We start from the raw sequence: 15,501 nt of genomic DNA, 5'->3' as shown, positions 1-15,501 counted from the left end.
GCAGGGAAATTTTTAAAGCGCCGCGCGCTCCCGCGTGGGCAAACACATCATGAATAGAAGCGCTAACCCACCGAACACGGGGATAAACCCGATCAAGCATAAAAACCCCGTTCTCCCAGAATCGTGCAACCGCCGGAAAATTAAGGAAACGACCGGCATAGCAAGAAATCCTTTTACAACAGGCTTGATATTCACGCCATAATGCTGATCGACGGCGTTAATGGGCACTGAAATCAACACTAGAAAGCCAAATACCCACCAGAACTCACTCACAGACGCTCGACCAAGGAAGTTGAAGTATCGAATAAAGAACCTGCCCACTGCCTGTGCAGGAGACGCCCCGTAGAGCGCATCGCGTGTAAAGAACCCCGTGGATTCGTAAGTCATAACGCGCGGGCCCCTTCGACGTTGGCTGCATATACTCGGCTGCGAACCATGCTACCCACTTCCCATAAAGGATGAGCAATGCAATCAGACGTCATCATCATCGGCGGAGGTTTTGCCGGCACCGCCGCTGCCATCACTTTGGCCCGCGCTAACCGGAATGTTCAGGTTATCGATTCCGGCACTCCCCGCAATCGCTTCAGCGAACATTCCCACGGCGTCCTCGGCCTCGATGGCGTGGCTCCCACCGAGCTGCTCGAACGCGGCCACGCGGAATTGCAGAAATTTGGTGGAAATATTTCCCACGACACCGTGGAAAGCCTTTCCCGACCTTCCGAGCAGGCCCCGTGGCAAATAAGACTCACCGATGACACGCTTCTAGAATCCCGCCATGCCCTCGTTGCTACTGGCCTCACAGACAAGCTCCCTGATGTCCCTGGTCTTAGTGAGTTATGGGGAACGCGCATCTTTCACTGCCCTTATTGCCACGGCCATGAGGTCAAGGGGAAGAAGGTTGTGCTCATTGGCGGCGCGAATCCGCCTTTTACTATCCGCATTAGCAAACTGCTTTCTAAGTGGACGAGTGCTCTGACCTTCTACACCAACGGCCTTGAGCTCACCGGGCTTGACCGCACCCAGCTCGCCGGATTGGGCGTAGAGATAAACGATGCGAAGGTGACACAAGTCCCAGCCGGATCAGGCCTCGCCCACCGGCGTAGAAGTACACAGTGCCGATGGAGAACACATCTACGAAGCATCCTTTACTGGGCCCGATTTTCTGCCCAACGATGCACTGTTACGGGATGCTGGTTGCGAACCGGCCAATGGCTGGGTCAAAGCAGAGCGTGGCCAAACCTCAGTATCGCGCCTATGGGCAGCCGGCAATGTAGTCAGTTCGCCGGATCAGGTCTCCCAAGCGATGGGTAGCGGCGCCGCCGTCGGCATTGCTATCGACCAGTGCATGCTTGATGAGGACTTAGCGAAACTATAGACACCCGAGACAAACAAAAAGGAGAGGAACTAATGTTCCTCTCCTTTATATTGTGGAGCTAACGGGATTCGAACCCGTGACCCCCACACTGCCAGTGTGGTGCGCTACCAGCTGCGCCATAGCCCCTCAAACGAGGTGCAACCTTGTGGGCTGCAACTCGCTTAAATATACATGGAGGGCATTTAACTCTCCAAATCGCCTGCTACTGGGTGACGATTTCTACCCAATCGCCCAGGTTCTTGCCGGCCTTTTGATCCTTTTCGGTTGGAACATCCTTGCCATTTTGAACAATACGCGGCGAAGAGACAGAGCCGGTTTCTTTATCCAGCTTGTCGTAGTTGGTCTTCGCCACCTTATTGCCCTGCTTGATATCCACGTCCTTTATGGAGTCAACAACATCATCTTCCGCGCCAAGCTTCTTGGCTGCTTCTGCGATGTCCGCAATCTCCCAAGAAGAAGCCACCGTTTGCTGGTTTTGCAGCATGTAATCACGCAGGTTCCAGTAGGTCTTAACGTCACCGGACTTAGACAGCTCAGACATCGCGGCTGCCGCCTTAGTGGAGTAGCCTTCTTGGTTTTCAATATCCTTGCCATCCAAGAAGTTGAGGGTGCGCACGTGAACAATCAGCTTGCCATCTTCGATGGCCTTCTTCATGTCACCGTCGGTAGCCTGAGCTAATTCAGCACAGTGAGGACAGGAGAAGTCCTCATACAAATCCACCTCAGGGGTGTCCTTCTTGGCACTGTCAGACTTAAGGGTGATAGCTCCGTCGTTGTATTCCATGGACATATTCACGTCCTGGGCTTCAAGGTCACCGACAGAATCCGTGGACGACTGCTTGCCATTCCACACGATGTAGCCAATGACAACGGCAATGATGACAAGGAGTACGCCGACTCCCCAGATAAAACCGTTGCCACCCTTGGCGTTCGGGTCAGTTACTTTGCTCATTTGAACCTTGCCTTTGAAAATTTTCGGACCAATACAGCCTACCTTGCCCACCTATCAGGGGTGAAGGGCAAACTTAGTGAAAGGGCGTTTAATAGTCCAAACAGTGAGGAATAGATACGCGGCATCGCGCAACAGCGTCTTCGCATAATCCATTCCGCGGTCAGGATTTTGGGCGTCATAGCCAAAGCAGCCGCAGTCAATATCTAGACCGCGGGCCCAAGCCTGCGCGATGCCCACCATAAACAACAGCAGCACGATGGTTGCCACGATGGAGGACCTCCGCAAAAACAACCCGAGAAGCAAGAGCACGCCACCGATAACTTCCAATGGACCAATGACCGTTGCTAGGTAACCAGCCCACTCAGGCGTAAAAATGCCATAGCCCTTGATGGCCTGGGTCATGTCCAGAGTTTTGCCGAGCTTATGCACGCCGGCCTCAATCCACACCCAGGCCATGCCAAAGCGGGCGATGAAGCTAATGACATCGAGCACCAGCTTCCCATTAATCTTGCTACTCACGAGGATGAGTTTAGCGTTAAACCTCTAATACATGGGTAACAACTGCCTGTGCTTCTGCTTGCACCTTTCTGAGATGTTCCTCACCTAGGAAAGACTCCGCATAGATTTTGTATTTATCTTCCGTACCAGAAGGACGCGCGGCAAACCACGCATTCTTTGTCGCCACCTTCAGGCCGCCGATGGCAGCACCGTTGCCGGGAGCCTCGGTTAGTTTGGCCACGATCTCCTCCCCTGCCAGCTCCGTAGCGCTGACTTTTTCGGGAGATAGCTTCTTGAGGATGGCCTTCTGCTCGCGGTTCGCGGGGGCGTCGGTGCGAGCATAGGCTGGGGCACCGAATTTTTCCGCCAGCTCCGCATAGCGCTGAGACGGTGTCTTGCCCGTCACCGCGGTGATCTCCGCGGCAAGCAGATCCATAATGATGCCATCCTTATCGGTGGACCATACGGAGCCATCGAAGCGGAGGAAAGACGCACCGGCGGATTCTTCGCCACCGAAGCCAATGGTGCCTTCGACCAAGCCCGGCACAAACCACTTGAAGCCGACGGGAACCTCCACCAATTCGCGTCCCAAGCTTTCCACCACGCGGTCAATCATGGAGGAGGACACCAAAGTCTTCCCCACACCGGCATTCCCCCACTGCGGACGGTGACTGAAGAGATACTCAATAGCCACGGCAAGGTAATGATTGGGGTTCATCAAGCCCGCATCGGGAGTGACAATGCCATGGCGATCCGCATCGGCGTCGTTGCCGGTGGCAAGGTCGAAGCTTGAGCGGGCGTCGATAAGCGAGGCCATGGCATCCGGCGAGGAACAATCCATGCGGATCTTGCCGTCTGTATCCAAGGTCATAAAGCGGAACGTGGAGTCCACCTCAGGGTTGACCACGGTCATATTCAGCCCGTAGTGATCCGCAATGGCCTGCCAATAGTCCACCGAGGCACCACCCATGGGATCGGCGCCGATACGCAAGCCGGAATCCTTGATGGCCTGCATATCCACCACGTTTTCTAGGTCAGCAACATAGTTTTGTACGTAGTCGTGCTTCACGCAGCGCTCATCCAGCACGCCGTGAACCGAGGTCCGCTTGACCCCCTCCAGCCCGGCGCGCAAGTAGTCGTTGGCGCGCCCTGCAATCCAATCGGTTGCCTGCGCATCGGCCGGGCCGCCGGTTGGCGGGTTGTACTTGAAACCACCATCGCGCGGAGGGTTATGCGAAGGAGTAATCACAATGCCGTCGGTACCGGGGTGGGTCAAAATCGCGTGGGATACCGCCGGAGTCGGGGTATAGCGGCCGCGATCGTCGACGCGAACCTCCAGCTCATTGGCCAGCAGCACCTCGAGGGCGGAGACCATGGCGGGCTCGGATAGCGCATGGGTATCGCGGCCGATAAAAATTGCCCCGGTAACGCCTTGCTCTGCGCGATAGTCCACAATGGCTTGGGTGATCGCCAGGATATGCGCCTCATTGAAAGCGCAGTCGAGTGCGGAACCGCGATGCCCAGAGGTACCAAAGGAGACCTGCTGGTCTGGGTTCTCCGCATCCGGGGTGCGGGTGTAGTAGGCGGTGACCAAATCTGCGATGTCAATGAGGTCCGATGGTTGTGCAAGCGTGCCGGCGCGCTCGTGGGCCATGGCGTACTCCTTGGGGTTGGGGTCCGTATAGCTATAGCTTGCCTTCTCCCCAGTGATTGCGCAGGACGGATAATCCCCCGGCTGGGGGTATGGCCAAATTTACTCCATTTCTATAGTTCGCTAGATTTGCAGAATGGACTCGCTTAATTCCATTCTCTCCGCCATCAGCACCGTGGTCTGGGGACCATTCATCCTCATTCCACTCCTGTTGGGCACGGGCCTATGGCTGACAATCCGTTTGGGTGGCCTCCAGTTCCGGACGCTAGGGCGTGCGACGCGCCACGTCTTTGCCACAGACTCTGATGATGAGTCCACCGAAGGAGATATTTCCAATTATCAGGCGCTGACCACCGCCCTTGCCGCCACCGTAGGCGTGGGAAATATCGTGGGGGTGGCCACCGCGCTGTCTATTGGTGGCCCCGGCGCGCTGGTATGGATCTGGATTACGGGCCTAGTGGGCATGGCCTCCAAATACACCGAGGCGTACCTCGGAGTGCGTTTTCGCACCACCGATTCCAAGGGCGAGATGTCCGGCGGCCCCCAGCAATATCTCAAGCGCGGTATCCCCGGACCGCTCGGCTCCGTGCTAGCTGTCTTCTTTGCCATCTTCGCAATCTGCGCCTCCTTTGGCATCGGCAACCTCGCCCAAGCCAATGCCGTGGCCACCAATATGGAATCCACTTTCGGCATCGCCCCAGCGGCCACCGGTGCAATCCTGTTCGTCTTGGTAGGCTCCGTACTCCTCGGGGGAATCCAGGCCATCGGCCGCATCACCGCGGCCTTCGTGCCTTTAATGATCATCGTTTATGTTCTTGGTGGACTGTTTGTGATCTTCTCGCACGCTAGCGAGATCCCCGCCGCCTTCGCCATGATTTTCAGCGATGCCTTCACTGGCACGGCCGCCGGTGGCGGCTTCGTAGGCTCGACCATCATGATGGCCATTCAATACGGCGTCGCCCGCGGCATCTTCTCTAATGAATCCGGCATGGGCTCCGCCGCCATCGCCGCGGCGGCCGCCAAAACCCCGCACCCGGCGCGCCAGGGGCTAGTCTCCATGACGCAGACCTTCATTGACACCATCATTGTGGTCACCATTACCGGCTTGGTCATTGTGGTGGGTGGCACCTGGGACATGGGCCGCGACGAGGCCGGAATCATGACGGCTGAGGCCTTCTCTCGTGTACTGCCCGGAGACTGGGGCGGCACCATCGTTTCGCTCTCCATTATTTTCTTCGCCTTTTCCACCATCATGGCCTGGGCTTATTATGGCGAGCGTTCCCTGGAATCCCTGTGCGGCCGCAAGGCTTCCATCCCCTACCGCATGTTCTTTGCCTGTCTGCTTTTTGTCGGTTCCGTCTCAGAGCTCGAACTTGCCTGGACCTTCTCCGATCTGGCCAATGGCCTCATCGCCATCCCGAACCTCATTGGGCTGCTCCTCCTTTCCGGCCTCGTGGCACGCGAGACTAAGGCGTACCTAGCCTTTGATCCCAAACTCACTAAACCGGTAGATGAGGTACGCGCGTTCGTAGAGTCCCAGGGAATGGACTGGAAGTAACATAGGCCGCATGCCTCAATTCCTCGTCGTGGGTGCTGGCGCCGCGCTCGGTGCGGCTGCCAGATACTTGCTTTCCGTAGCACTCGGCGGCGGCATGATCCCGCTGCTCATCATCAATATCCTCGGCAGCGCGCTGATGGGTTATTTCCGCCCCGGCCCATTCTGGGGCACGGGCGTGCTGGGCGGTTTTACTAGCTTCGCTACCTTCGCTTTCCTGACCTCCGAGGCGCACTGGACCATCGCTCTGGCTTATGTTCTAGCCACCATCGTTGGCTGCGTGGGCGGCTACCTGGCGGGTGACAAGCTGCGATGAATCTTCTTTGCGTCCTTCTCGGCGGCTTCATAGGCGGCAGCCTGCGCTATAGCTTTACCCGACTTTTGCCCGCCCCCTATTGCACCTTCGTGGCGAATATTTTGGGTTCCCTCGCCCTCGGCCTGGCTTATGGTTTCGCCCAGCTTGCCGACGTCCCCCTCATCCACCCCTTCCTCGCCCTCGGCCTTGCAGGTGGCCTGTCCACCTGGTCCACGCTGGCCAAGGAACTAGGAGAAATGATCAAACGCAGGCAATGGTGGCGGCTTAGCAAGTATCTCTTCTGGACCATCGGGCTCGGCATCGTATTAGCTTGGCGCGGCACCATCTGGGCGGCCCGCATTTATCACGGGATTTAAGGGGTAAACTCCCAGCTAACTAGCAGTTACTTTTGGCCCGCTCAGGCCTAATATTTTTCGCGTGAGTTTCCTTTTGAATCTGCCTTTGGCGGATCCCATCAATGGCGTGATCTTTTACGCCATCCTCGCGATTGCGGCCATCATCATTCTCCTCCAGCGCAAGGTGTGGCCACTGGTCATCGCCGCCCTGCTGTGCATCATTGCTTGGTTCCTACTCCGTCACTGGCAAGTACCGTGGTACATCTTCCTCGCCGCCTTCGTCCCCGTGGCGGCGCTGGTACGCAAACCTAAGATTGTCACGGTCACCGCCGGAATCTTTTCCCTTTTGGCCACGGTCGGCATCGTCAACATGGAATACCAAACCTATCCAGATATTGCGTCCCTTGACCCGCGCCCTGTGGCAAAGGAAATGAGCTACGAAGAGTTTTCCCACACCAAGTCTGGTGCAGCCATCGTCCATGTGGATCTTCCCGGCACCACCTCCCATTTCGCCGCTCGGCAAGCCACGGCGTATATTCCGCCGGCATACTGGACGGACCACACCTTGCCTGTCATCGTGCTCCTGCACGGCAACCCGGGCGGCCCAGATCAGTGGTTCGGTTCGGGCGAGGCGGCCGAAACTGCAGACCAATTCCAGGCGGCTAACGGGGGCCGCAGCCCCATCGTCATAGCCGTGGACGCCACCGGCTCTGAAACCGCCAACCCCATTTGCGCCGATAGCTCCCAGGCTAAGGTAATGACCTACCTCAGCCAGGACGTACCACAGGCCATTAAACAAAAATTCAAAGTCAACCCGGATCAGCGCACCTGGACGGTGGGCGGATTAAGCTACGGCGGCACCTGCTCCCTACAGATCGCCACCAACCGCCCCGAAGCCTATGGTTCCATCATCGACATTTCCGGCGAGGCTGAGCCCACCATTGGCAACCACGCGGCGACGGTGAAGAAATTCTTCGCCGGGGACGAATCCGCCTTCAATGACCAAGACCCCGCCCACCTGCTCGCCCACAAGCACTTCTCTACCCAGGCCATCTTCATCGCTGGCAATAAGGACACTGCTTCGGTCAATGCTTTGCGCTCGCTTTCCGATGCCGCCCGCGCCGCCGGCATGAAAACCTACTTTGGCACCCGGCCCGGCGGCCACTCCTTCCAAGTGTGGCGCCCAGCCCTGCGCGAATCCTTCGCTTGGGCCGCTAGCCGCGGTGGAATGACCGCTATCAAGGATCCCTTCGATGGAATTGGAGCCCACGATGTCCGTTCTTAAAACCATCCTGACCAGGTTTCCCGTTTCCCTAGCCGTCTTAGTCATTATGTGGGCGCTTCACCTAGTGGACTTCCCCACCTCCCACTGGCTGGCGCTGACTACCGCGCATCCCGGCGGCGCCATTATTTTGTCGGTGCTCATCGTGCTGTGGCTCGTTCCCGCTGAATGGCGCTTAGGTTCCTTGCGCACATTGGCGGTAGGAGTTGTCTCCCAGCTCATCAGCGTCCCGCTGTCCATCGTGCTCGCCCGCGGCATTGAGACCGTAGGCCTAAATCGATGGGGCAATGACTTATTGAGCGATACCTTCCTCACCCCTATCGGTTTTATCGCCGGTGCCGCTGGTTTTGCTTCGGCTTTACTCCCCCGCCTATGGCGCCGCCGACTGCGCGTTTCGCTTATCGTGCTTACCGCCACTTTTGTGCTCTACTCCGGCACCATGTCAGATGTTCTCGGCATCGTCGCCGCCATGCTTTCCATTACGGCTGGCCAATTGCTCTTTAAGCCCGAATCCGCGCCGCCTTCCATCAGGGAGCGTCGCGTGCTCCTCGCCGTCGGTATCGCCTGCGTAGCCATTGGCCCCGCCTTCGTGGCACTCGACCCCATGGCCGAAGGTCCGTTCTCCCAAATCACACAGCTCCTGTGGGCACCACACCTTTCGGCTCTGGAGGCCACTCAAGTCTGCGCAGATTCGCTAACTTCTACCAGCTGTACCGCCGCAGTCGATCTCGCCCGTGCCCAAGGCATCGGCGCCTTGGTAGCCAATATCATGCCATTCATCATCCAGCTGGTGGTGTGCTTTGGTCTCATGCGCGGCCGCGTGCTCGCTTGGTGGATGGCGGTTATCACCCAAGTACTGGCCATCGCGTTGCTGACCTACCAGCTTTGGGATGATTCCCGCCTGAGCTACCTCCTGCCCAACCTCGTGCTCGTCATCCTGCCCTGGCTCTTGGCGCTATTCATGCTGCTTATCAATTATTCGCTCTTCCGGATCCGCGAAAACCGCGCATTTTTCACCCGCACTATTGTCTTCGCCATCCTTGCCTCTTCCCTCGGCGCGGGCTTGTGGATCCTTACAGCCTCGTTGCACAACACCGTTCCCCCAGCAAATCTTGCCGACATCCTCGCAGAGACTCCCTTGCGCTTCGTTCCGGCCGTTGTTGCGCTTATCCTTCCCCACCACGTCGCGCCGGCAACGATGTTTTCCTGGTTCATCTACCTATGGGTTGGAAACGCCTTCTGGATCCTGCTGGCAGTCCGGCTCTACCTTGGCTTTTCTCGGCCCGTTGATCCTGCACAAGAATCCGACCGCCACTCGGCCCGCCGCCTACTCGAATCCGGCACCGGCGATCATCTTTCCTTTATGACGCTGTGGAAATCCAACCGGTACTTCTTCCACGGTGACTCCTATGTGGCCTACCGTGTCTCCAATGGCATTGCGCTCACGCTGGGCGCCCCCGTCGGCCGCGATATCAGCGCCGAATTCGAGCGCTTTGCCTCCGAGCAAGGCTGGGCCGTGGCGTGGTATTCCGTCAATGCGCAGTTCGCGGATGCTCACCCGCAGCTCAAGCGCCTTCAAGTTGCAGAAGAAGCAGTCCTCAACTGCGAATCCGTGGAATTCAAAGGAAAGAAATTCCAAAATGTGCGCACGGCCCGAAACAAAGCCGAGAAGGAAGGAGTTAGTACTCGGTGGACCACGTGGGAGGAGCTAGATATAGCCTCTATCGCCCGCATTAGCGCACTCAGCGAGGACTGGGTTTCCGACAAGGCCCTACCCGAGATGGGCTTTACCCTCGGCGGCTTAGAAGAAATGACGGTGACCGGCACCCGGCTTTTGCTTGCTGAATCCGCCGACGGCACTTTGCATGGTGTGACCAGTTGGATGCCGGTATACGAAAACGGTGCTATTACCGGCTACGTTCTCGACGTCATGCGCCGCAACGAGCACGGCTTTAAGGGAGTAATTGAGCTCCTCATCTCAGAGGCAATGCTCATTGCCCAGTCCGAAGGCCTTGCCTGGATCTCCTTGTCCGGTGCGCCATTGGCTGGACAGCCTGACGAGCCTAACTGGCTCGACGTCGCCCTCAATCGCATTGGGGAAGAAGTCGAACCGCTCTACGGCTTCCGCACCCTCGCGGCCAGCAAGCGCAAATTCCAACCCGAGGAGCACCCGTGGTACCTGTGCTATCACGATGAATTGAAGCTTCCTTCCATCGCGCTGGCCACCATGCACGCCTACCTGCCCGATATGAAGACCAAGGATGCGGTATCGGCAGTCAAGGCATGGATGGCCGCGTAAAAGCATTAAGGCCTCCCCTCAACGTGTGATGAGGGGAGGCCTTAGACTAGGCAGCTAGTCGGCGATTGCTTCCAATGGCGGCGTCTTCGCCGCGCGGTGCGACGGCCATACTGCCGCGATAATGCCGACGAGGGCCGAGCCCACAAGCATAATGAACACCATCGCCCACGGAATCTGCGCAGAGTCTAGTCCCTCATCGCCGAGGATCTTGATGAAGGACCAGCCCAAGCCGAGCCCAATGAGGATGCCCATCACCGCGCCAAAGAGCGCGATCTGCACGGACTCCAGGGTAATCATCGTGCGGATCTGGCGGCGTTGTGTGCCCACAGCCCGCAACATACCGATCTCCTGGCGGCGCTCGATTACGCCCAAGGTCAAGGTATTGACAATGCCCAACACCGCAATAATGACGGCAAGGGCGAGCAGACCATAAAGGATGGAGAGCATCTGGTCAATAAAGCCTGCAGCTTGGCCCGCATACTCCTCACCGGAATTGACCTGAACCACAACCAGATCCTTGACCGCATCCTCCAGGTTATGGCGCAGTTCTTCCTTGTCATAGCCTTCTTGACCCAAGACGCCCACCATCTGGACGGTAAAGGACTTCTCCGGTGCAACCTTTTCAGCTACCTCCTGCGAGAGCACCATATTCTGCACCACATCGGTGGACTTAAAGATGCCGACCAATTTGGCCTCGGCCTTCTTGTCCTTTTCCGCAGAAGCTACCTTATAGGTCTCTCCTACCTTCCAGCCGTGTTCCTTGGCAAAGTCTTCGGTAGCAATGAATCCCTTATCCAAGTTGGCATCGCCCTCGACCATATCGAGCGCAATCATCGACGACGGATCTCCATCCGCAGTCGTGGTCTGCTGGAATTGCGGACCATAATCCATCGATGCCTGACCATCAACGGTCACCGGAGCCATACCGATGGTGATGGCCTTATCTACGCCCTCAGCCTCAGCCGCACGCTTACCAGTGTCCTTCGGTGTTGGGAATTCACCGGAGCTAGGGCCAGAAAGGAGGTAATCGGAGGTGATGTTCTGCTCCACGGTATCGGCCACGGAGGACTTCATCGTCGCGCCAAGCATGCCAATAGCCGTCACCAAGGCCACGCCTAGGGTCAGGGCAAATGCAGTAGCAGCCGTGCGGCGTGGATTGCGACGCGAGTTCGTCGCCGCCAAAGAACCGATAGCACCGAAAGGCACACCGATTACCTTGCCTACCGTCGGCACCAAAGGGAGCGACAGGGCTGGGCCAGCCAAGAAGAATCCGACAATGATCCCGAACGCGCCCACACCGACGAGGACGGCGCGGACGTTCGTCTCGCCGTCGGAAAGCACGCCTGCCAACGCCGCAACAATGCCAACCAGCAAAATAATGGCACCGAAAATTGTGCGGACCTTCAGGGAAGACGCAGAAGCAGACTCGGTGGTGCGCATCGCTTCAACCGGTTGCACGCGACCTGCGCGCCGTGCCGGGGCCCACGCGGACACGACCGTCACGATGGTGCCCAAAATAATCGGGACCACGATGGCCGAAACGCTCAGGCCCAAGCCACCGTCGAACGGCATTCCTTTCGCGCTCATTACTGCCTTAATGATGGCCACCAAGCCCATGCCGGCAACAACGCCGACAATGGAACCCAGAAGTCCCACGATGGCAGATTCCACCACCACCGAGTTCGTAATCTGGCGGCGGGAAGCGCCCAGCGCGCGCAGGAGAGCGAATTCCTTGGTGCGCTGCGCGACAATCATAGAGAAGGTATTAGCGATGATAAACGTGCCCACCAGCAGTGCAATCAGGCCGAACGCAATAAGGAAGTAGTTAATGAACTTCAAGGCGGAGGACATCATCTCAGAGGTTTCCTCCGCCAGGCGCTCGCCCGACTCCGCCTTGACGTCATATTTGTCATTTAGGTGATCCACCAAGGCGTTCGCATCCACGCCTTCGGCCGCAGAAACCTTGAGCTGGCTCGGATCGCCGTAGCGCTCCAGGTAGTCCTTCTCGGCCATGCTCAGCACGATGCTATCGCCCTGGTCGACGGCGGGCTCCGAGATACCAGAAACGGTAACCGTATCCTGCTCATCGGGGTGAACCACAATGAGCTTTTGTCCCACGGAGATTCCGTATTTATCCGCCGCGGAGGAATTGACAAGGACTTCGTCCTTACCGCTCGGCTCCTCGCCCTCCTTTAGCTTATCGGCACCGCCAACGACCTTATCCTCTGGATAAAACGGGACAACGCTGGCCGTACCGCCCTGAGTCTGATAGGCCTCCGAGTTCTCATTGGCTGCGACGACAGTCTCCGAATCCGCAATATTGATGTTCTTGACATCTTCATCATCGGCCAACTTCTGGCGAAGCTTTTCATCCAGCTTCGCGCCATTGTCGTCCTTCTGGCTCACCACCGCATCCACGCCACGAAATTCATTATCCACGGCGGAGTCAAAAGTAGACTTCAGCGAATTGGTGAACATAAACGAGCCGGCAATAAACGCTGTGCCCAAGACCACCGCGAGAATTGTCAGCCCAAGGCGCAACTTATGCGCCACGGTATTGCGCAGGGACACCCTGCGCATTGCATTTCCGCGTGCCATTTAGCCCTCAATCTCCGCCATTACCTGGTGAATGGCCTCCATCGTCGGATTGTGCAACTCGTTGACAAGCTTGCCGTCAGCAAGGAAAACCACTCGGTCCGCGTACGACGCTGCCTTCGCATCGTGCGTCACGATGACCACGGTTTGGTCATCCTTGTCCACTGCCGTGCGCAAAATATCGAGCACCTCGGCCGAAGAATTGGAGTCCAGGTTGCCGGTTGGCTCATCGCCGAAGATAATTTCCGGACGGGAAACCAGCGCGCGGGCACAGGCCACGCGCTGCTGCTGACCGCCTGATAGCTCAGCCGGCCGGTGCTCCAAGCGCTCTGCCAAGCCTAGACGGCGAGTTACCTCTTCGAACCACTGCTTATCGACGTCCTTACCCGCAATGTCGGTCGGCAACGTGATGTTTTCCGCGGCAGTCAGCGTAGGAACAAGGTTAAAGGACTGGAAAATAAAGCCCAGCCGATCACGGCGCAGCGCCGTAATGTCCTTGTCGTTAAGCGCCGACATATCGGTATCGCCGATAAACGCCGAACCGGAAGTCGCGGAATCCAAACCAGCCATAGTGTGCATTAGCGTCGACTTACCGGAGCCCGATGGGCCCATGATCGCAGTGAATTCGCTCTTGCCGAACTCAATGGAAACATGATCCAGGGCCACAACGGCTGTGTCATCGCTTCCGTATTGCTTGAACAAGTCAACGGCGCGAGCCGCAGCATCAGTCATGAAACAAATTCTCCTTGTAAATGGGAAATTACCTCTTATAGTTTAGCTACCATGAACGACGGCCAGCATCATCCCAGAGGAGGAAAACGGCACACTAAGGCATGGCGAGATCAATCATGGAGCCGTACTCCGGTTGCCATCAACCTAATCTGTTGCCGTTCCTCTTTTTGTTCTTTGTTGTTGTAGTGCGAGGTATTGTGCCCAGGTGTGGTTCCAGTGTGTTTGGTGTGTGGCTAGGGGCCCGGTGGGGTGGTCTAGTTGGTAGGTGCCGTCTCGGTGGAGCCAGGCGATGGTGCCGGTGATGTGGTCGAGGATGTAGTGGACGCGGCGGTCGGTTTTGATGTTGTGGTGGTGTTGGCAGAGGTTTACTAGGTTGTCTGGGCTGGTCGGTCCGCCTTGGTGGTATTCAATGCGGTGGTCTAGTTGGCATCGTGTGGCGGGGATGGTGCAGCCGGGCCAGCGGCAGGTGGCGTCTCTGCCTTGGGTGTAGGCGCGGATGTCAACATTTGGGGTGTAGGAGTCTACTTCGTCGGCGTTAAGCCGGCGGATGAAGGTGTTGTCTGTGGGGGCATGGTTGAGATTTATCCAACCTGCGCCGGGATGAAAGACGATATTGGTGTCTTCGTTGGTGGTGAAGGTGTTTATAGCGACGCTGGTATGGGTGTCTTCGAGGATGAGATCGATAAGGCCCTGCGCTGCGGTGGTGTGTGCCTTGTTGGTGTACACATCGATATGGCGGGCGATGATTGTGGCGGTAGCACTATCGCAGGTCAAAGATAGTGTAGTGGTGTTATCGGGGTTGTAGTTTATGCGGAGTGTGGGTTGCGGCTTTTCTTCTTTGTCTCCGGGGCGCAAGTGGGTGTCGATGAAGCCGCGGATGAAGCGGCGTAGTTCAGCATCAGTGGGGACTGTTTGATTCGGTGCGGTGGGCGTGAGGAAGTCTGCGAGTGCGGCGTCGATGGCTTCGAGGTCATCTAGGTTATTTTCCAGTCGGTGTAGTTCGCGGTCGATGATGCGCAATTTGGTCAGATCGAGGATCCAGTGGAGTCCTTGCACTTCGGTGACTAGAGGTAGTTGGCGCATGCGGAAGTGGGCGCGCAGGAAGCCTTGGAGTTTCGAGTAGGAGATACCAAGGTCTTTGGCGAGACTGGTCAGGTTTAAATCAACATCTTCGTCTAGTTGGGGGAGGATTGCGCGGTAGAGGAACCAGGAGGTTTTACGGGTATAGGTACCGGCTTGGCCGATGTGGTTTCCGGGTGCGTTGGTGGTGTAGAACGCTTCCGGCATATCATCTTCGTCTAGGGGATCAGTATCGGGGTGGTTGGAAATGAGGAGAGTATCGGGATAGTCGAGGGCAACATCAGGTTCGGGTGGGGATAATGTGGCAGTCACGAGGTGTACTCCAACAGGACGTAGGGGTTAGTATGTGTTTTCTAACGGATGCTCGCATACTATCCTAGGTGCCGGACATGTGGCCTTGATGGGGGTATTTATGTTCGAATAGATGCCCTAAAGCCGCAGGGGACCCCAGAGTCGACTCTCACTAGGCAACGGGGGTAAAAGGAAAGGTTGAGGGTTGGTTTCCGACTTCCCATTTTGGCGGATGTTGAAGCCATCGTTGTGCGGTTGGTGGGCTGGCCTAGAACGATGAGTGTAAACGCAAAAGGAAGCCGTAGGGGCAACACGTATGTGTGTTGTTCCTAGGCTTCCACCAGCCGGGAGGGCTGGTAAAACGCAAGGAAGAGGGCGGTGGTATACCGTCCTCTTCTTTGTTGTATTTTGTTGTGTTGTTGTTGTTTGGTGTCGGCGGTGACTTACTCTCCCACAACCTCCCGGTTGCAGTACCATCAGCGTGTGCAGGCTTAGCTTCCGGGTTCGGAATGGGACCGGGCGTTTCCCTGCAGCTATTGA

At 57.1% G+C, this 15,501-nt stretch carries 13 protein-coding genes, 1 tRNA gene and 1 rRNA gene; 6 read left to right on the top strand and 9 right to left on the bottom strand.

The features are described 5' to 3' along the window. Positions 1-12 precede the first annotated feature (12 nt). Positions 13-387, bottom strand: a complete 375-nt coding sequence (locus MHK05_RS03695) for a DUF805 domain-containing protein (protein ID WP_239204903.1) — start codon at positions 385-387, stop codon at positions 13-15. Between the two features lie 78 nt (positions 388-465). Between MHK05_RS03695 and MHK05_RS03690 the strand changes: the two genes are divergently transcribed. Next, the gene (locus tag MHK05_RS03690; RefSeq protein ID WP_239204901.1) at positions 466-1,311 is read left to right on the top strand and encodes an NAD(P)/FAD-dependent oxidoreductase; all 846 of its coding nucleotides are present in this window, start codon (positions 466-468) and stop codon (positions 1,309-1,311) included. 117 nt (positions 1,312-1,428) lie between these two features. Here the strand turns inward: MHK05_RS03690 and MHK05_RS03685 are convergent. The 4 genes from MHK05_RS03685 to pgm all read right to left on the bottom strand — a co-directional run bounded on the left by MHK05_RS03685 (position 1,429) and on the right by pgm (position 4,479). Beyond that, a tRNA-Ala gene (locus MHK05_RS03685) sits at positions 1,429-1,501 on the bottom strand. Positions 1,502-1,577: 76 nt separating this feature from the next. Then, positions 1,578-2,327, bottom strand: a complete 750-nt coding sequence (locus tag MHK05_RS03680; protein ID WP_239204899.1) for a DsbA family protein — start codon at positions 2,325-2,327, stop codon at positions 1,578-1,580. 54 nt (positions 2,328-2,381) lie between these two features. Next, complete coding sequence (locus MHK05_RS03675; protein ID WP_239204897.1) at positions 2,382-2,846, bottom strand: MauE/DoxX family redox-associated membrane protein; 465 nt, start codon at positions 2,844-2,846, stop codon at positions 2,382-2,384. A gap of 16 nt (positions 2,847-2,862) precedes the next feature. Further along, positions 2,863-4,479: a phosphoglucomutase (alpha-D-glucose-1,6-bisphosphate-dependent) gene (gene pgm, locus MHK05_RS03670; RefSeq protein WP_239204895.1), complete on the bottom strand. Its 1,617-nt coding sequence runs from the start codon at positions 4,477-4,479 to the stop codon at positions 2,863-2,865. A gap of 133 nt (positions 4,480-4,612) precedes the next feature. Between pgm and MHK05_RS03665 the strand changes: the two genes are divergently transcribed. The 5 genes from MHK05_RS03665 to MHK05_RS03645 all read left to right on the top strand — a co-directional run bounded on the left by MHK05_RS03665 (position 4,613) and on the right by MHK05_RS03645 (position 10,263). After that, positions 4,613-6,034, top strand: coding sequence for an alanine/glycine:cation symporter family protein (locus tag MHK05_RS03665; protein WP_239204893.1), 1,422 nt, complete (start codon positions 4,613-4,615; stop codon positions 6,032-6,034). 10 nt (positions 6,035-6,044) lie between these two features. Beyond that, positions 6,045-6,347 (top strand): fluoride efflux transporter family protein, encoded by a 303-nt coding sequence (locus MHK05_RS03660; protein ID WP_086588415.1) that lies wholly within the window; start codon positions 6,045-6,047, stop codon positions 6,345-6,347. Beyond that, positions 6,344-6,703, top strand: coding sequence for a fluoride efflux transporter FluC (locus tag MHK05_RS03655; protein WP_239204891.1), 360 nt, complete (start codon positions 6,344-6,346; stop codon positions 6,701-6,703). The genes MHK05_RS03660 and MHK05_RS03655 overlap by 4 nt, the downstream gene beginning before the upstream one ends. Before the next feature lie 61 nt (positions 6,704-6,764). Continuing rightward, the gene (locus MHK05_RS03650; protein WP_239204889.1) at positions 6,765-7,967 is read left to right on the top strand and encodes an alpha/beta hydrolase; all 1,203 of its coding nucleotides are present in this window, start codon (positions 6,765-6,767) and stop codon (positions 7,965-7,967) included. Further along, a complete protein-coding gene (locus tag MHK05_RS03645; protein ID WP_239204887.1) occupies positions 7,954-10,263 on the top strand; it encodes an MprF family protein in 2,310 nt (769 codons plus the stop codon). The genes MHK05_RS03650 and MHK05_RS03645 overlap by 14 nt, the downstream gene beginning before the upstream one ends. 54 nt (positions 10,264-10,317) lie before the next feature. On the opposite strand, the gene MHK05_RS03640 is transcribed toward MHK05_RS03645, so the two are convergent. The 4 genes from MHK05_RS03640 to rrf form a co-directional block, all read right to left on the bottom strand. Further along, on the bottom strand, positions 10,318-12,861 hold the full coding sequence (locus MHK05_RS03640) for an ABC transporter permease (protein WP_239204885.1): 2,544 nt from the start codon (positions 12,859-12,861) through the stop codon (positions 10,318-10,320). Next, positions 12,862-13,590 carry an ABC transporter ATP-binding protein gene (locus MHK05_RS03635; protein WP_023020834.1) on the bottom strand — a complete coding sequence of 243 codons (729 nt, stop codon included), beginning with the start codon at positions 13,588-13,590 and terminating at the stop codon, positions 12,862-12,864. Positions 13,591-13,734: 144 nt separating this feature from the next. Further along, a complete protein-coding gene (locus MHK05_RS03630) occupies positions 13,735-14,982 on the bottom strand; it encodes an HNH endonuclease signature motif containing protein (protein ID WP_239204883.1) in 1,248 nt (415 codons plus the stop codon). 409 nt (positions 14,983-15,391) lie between these two features. Further along, a 5S ribosomal RNA gene (gene rrf, locus MHK05_RS03625) occupies positions 15,392-15,501 on the bottom strand; the annotation flags it as partial.

Origin of the sequence: Corynebacterium nasorum, from assembly GCF_022347325.1 — a bacterium.
In the GTDB taxonomy this organism is placed as follows: Bacteria; Actinomycetota; Actinomycetes; order Mycobacteriales; family Mycobacteriaceae; genus Corynebacterium; species Corynebacterium kefirresidentii.
The sequence above is the reverse complement of the archived record's forward strand: the minus strand, read 5'-3'. Positions and strand labels throughout refer to the sequence as shown.

What these genes read in the sequence shown, in the direction of transcription:
- MHK05_RS03695 (WP_239204903.1), bottom strand. Translation starts at nt 387, where the DNA reads ATGACTTACGAATCCACGGGGTTCTTTACACGCGATGCGCTCTACGGG.
- MHK05_RS03690 (WP_239204901.1), top strand. Translation starts at nt 466, where the DNA reads ATGCAATCAGACGTCATCATCATCGGCGGAGGTTTTGCCGGCACCGCC.
- MHK05_RS03660 (WP_086588415.1), top strand. Translation starts at nt 6,045, where the DNA reads ATGCCTCAATTCCTCGTCGTGGGTGCTGGCGCCGCGCTCGGTGCGGCT.
- MHK05_RS03680 (WP_239204899.1), bottom strand. Translation starts at nt 2,327, where the DNA reads ATGAGCAAAGTAACTGACCCGAACGCCAAGGGTGGCAACGGTTTTATC.
- MHK05_RS03655 (WP_239204891.1), top strand. Translation starts at nt 6,344, where the DNA reads ATGAATCTTCTTTGCGTCCTTCTCGGCGGCTTCATAGGCGGCAGCCTG.
- MHK05_RS03640 (WP_239204885.1), bottom strand. Translation starts at nt 12,861, where the DNA reads ATGGCACGCGGAAATGCAATGCGCAGGGTGTCCCTGCGCAATACCGTG.
- MHK05_RS03645 (WP_239204887.1), top strand. Translation starts at nt 7,954, where the DNA reads ATGTCCGTTCTTAAAACCATCCTGACCAGGTTTCCCGTTTCCCTAGCC.
- MHK05_RS03665 (WP_239204893.1), top strand. Translation starts at nt 4,613, where the DNA reads ATGGACTCGCTTAATTCCATTCTCTCCGCCATCAGCACCGTGGTCTGG.
- pgm (WP_239204895.1), bottom strand. Translation starts at nt 4,479, where the DNA reads ATGGCCCACGAGCGCGCCGGCACGCTTGCACAACCATCGGACCTCATT.
- MHK05_RS03635 (WP_023020834.1), bottom strand. Translation starts at nt 13,590, where the DNA reads ATGACTGATGCTGCGGCTCGCGCCGTTGACTTGTTCAAGCAATACGGA.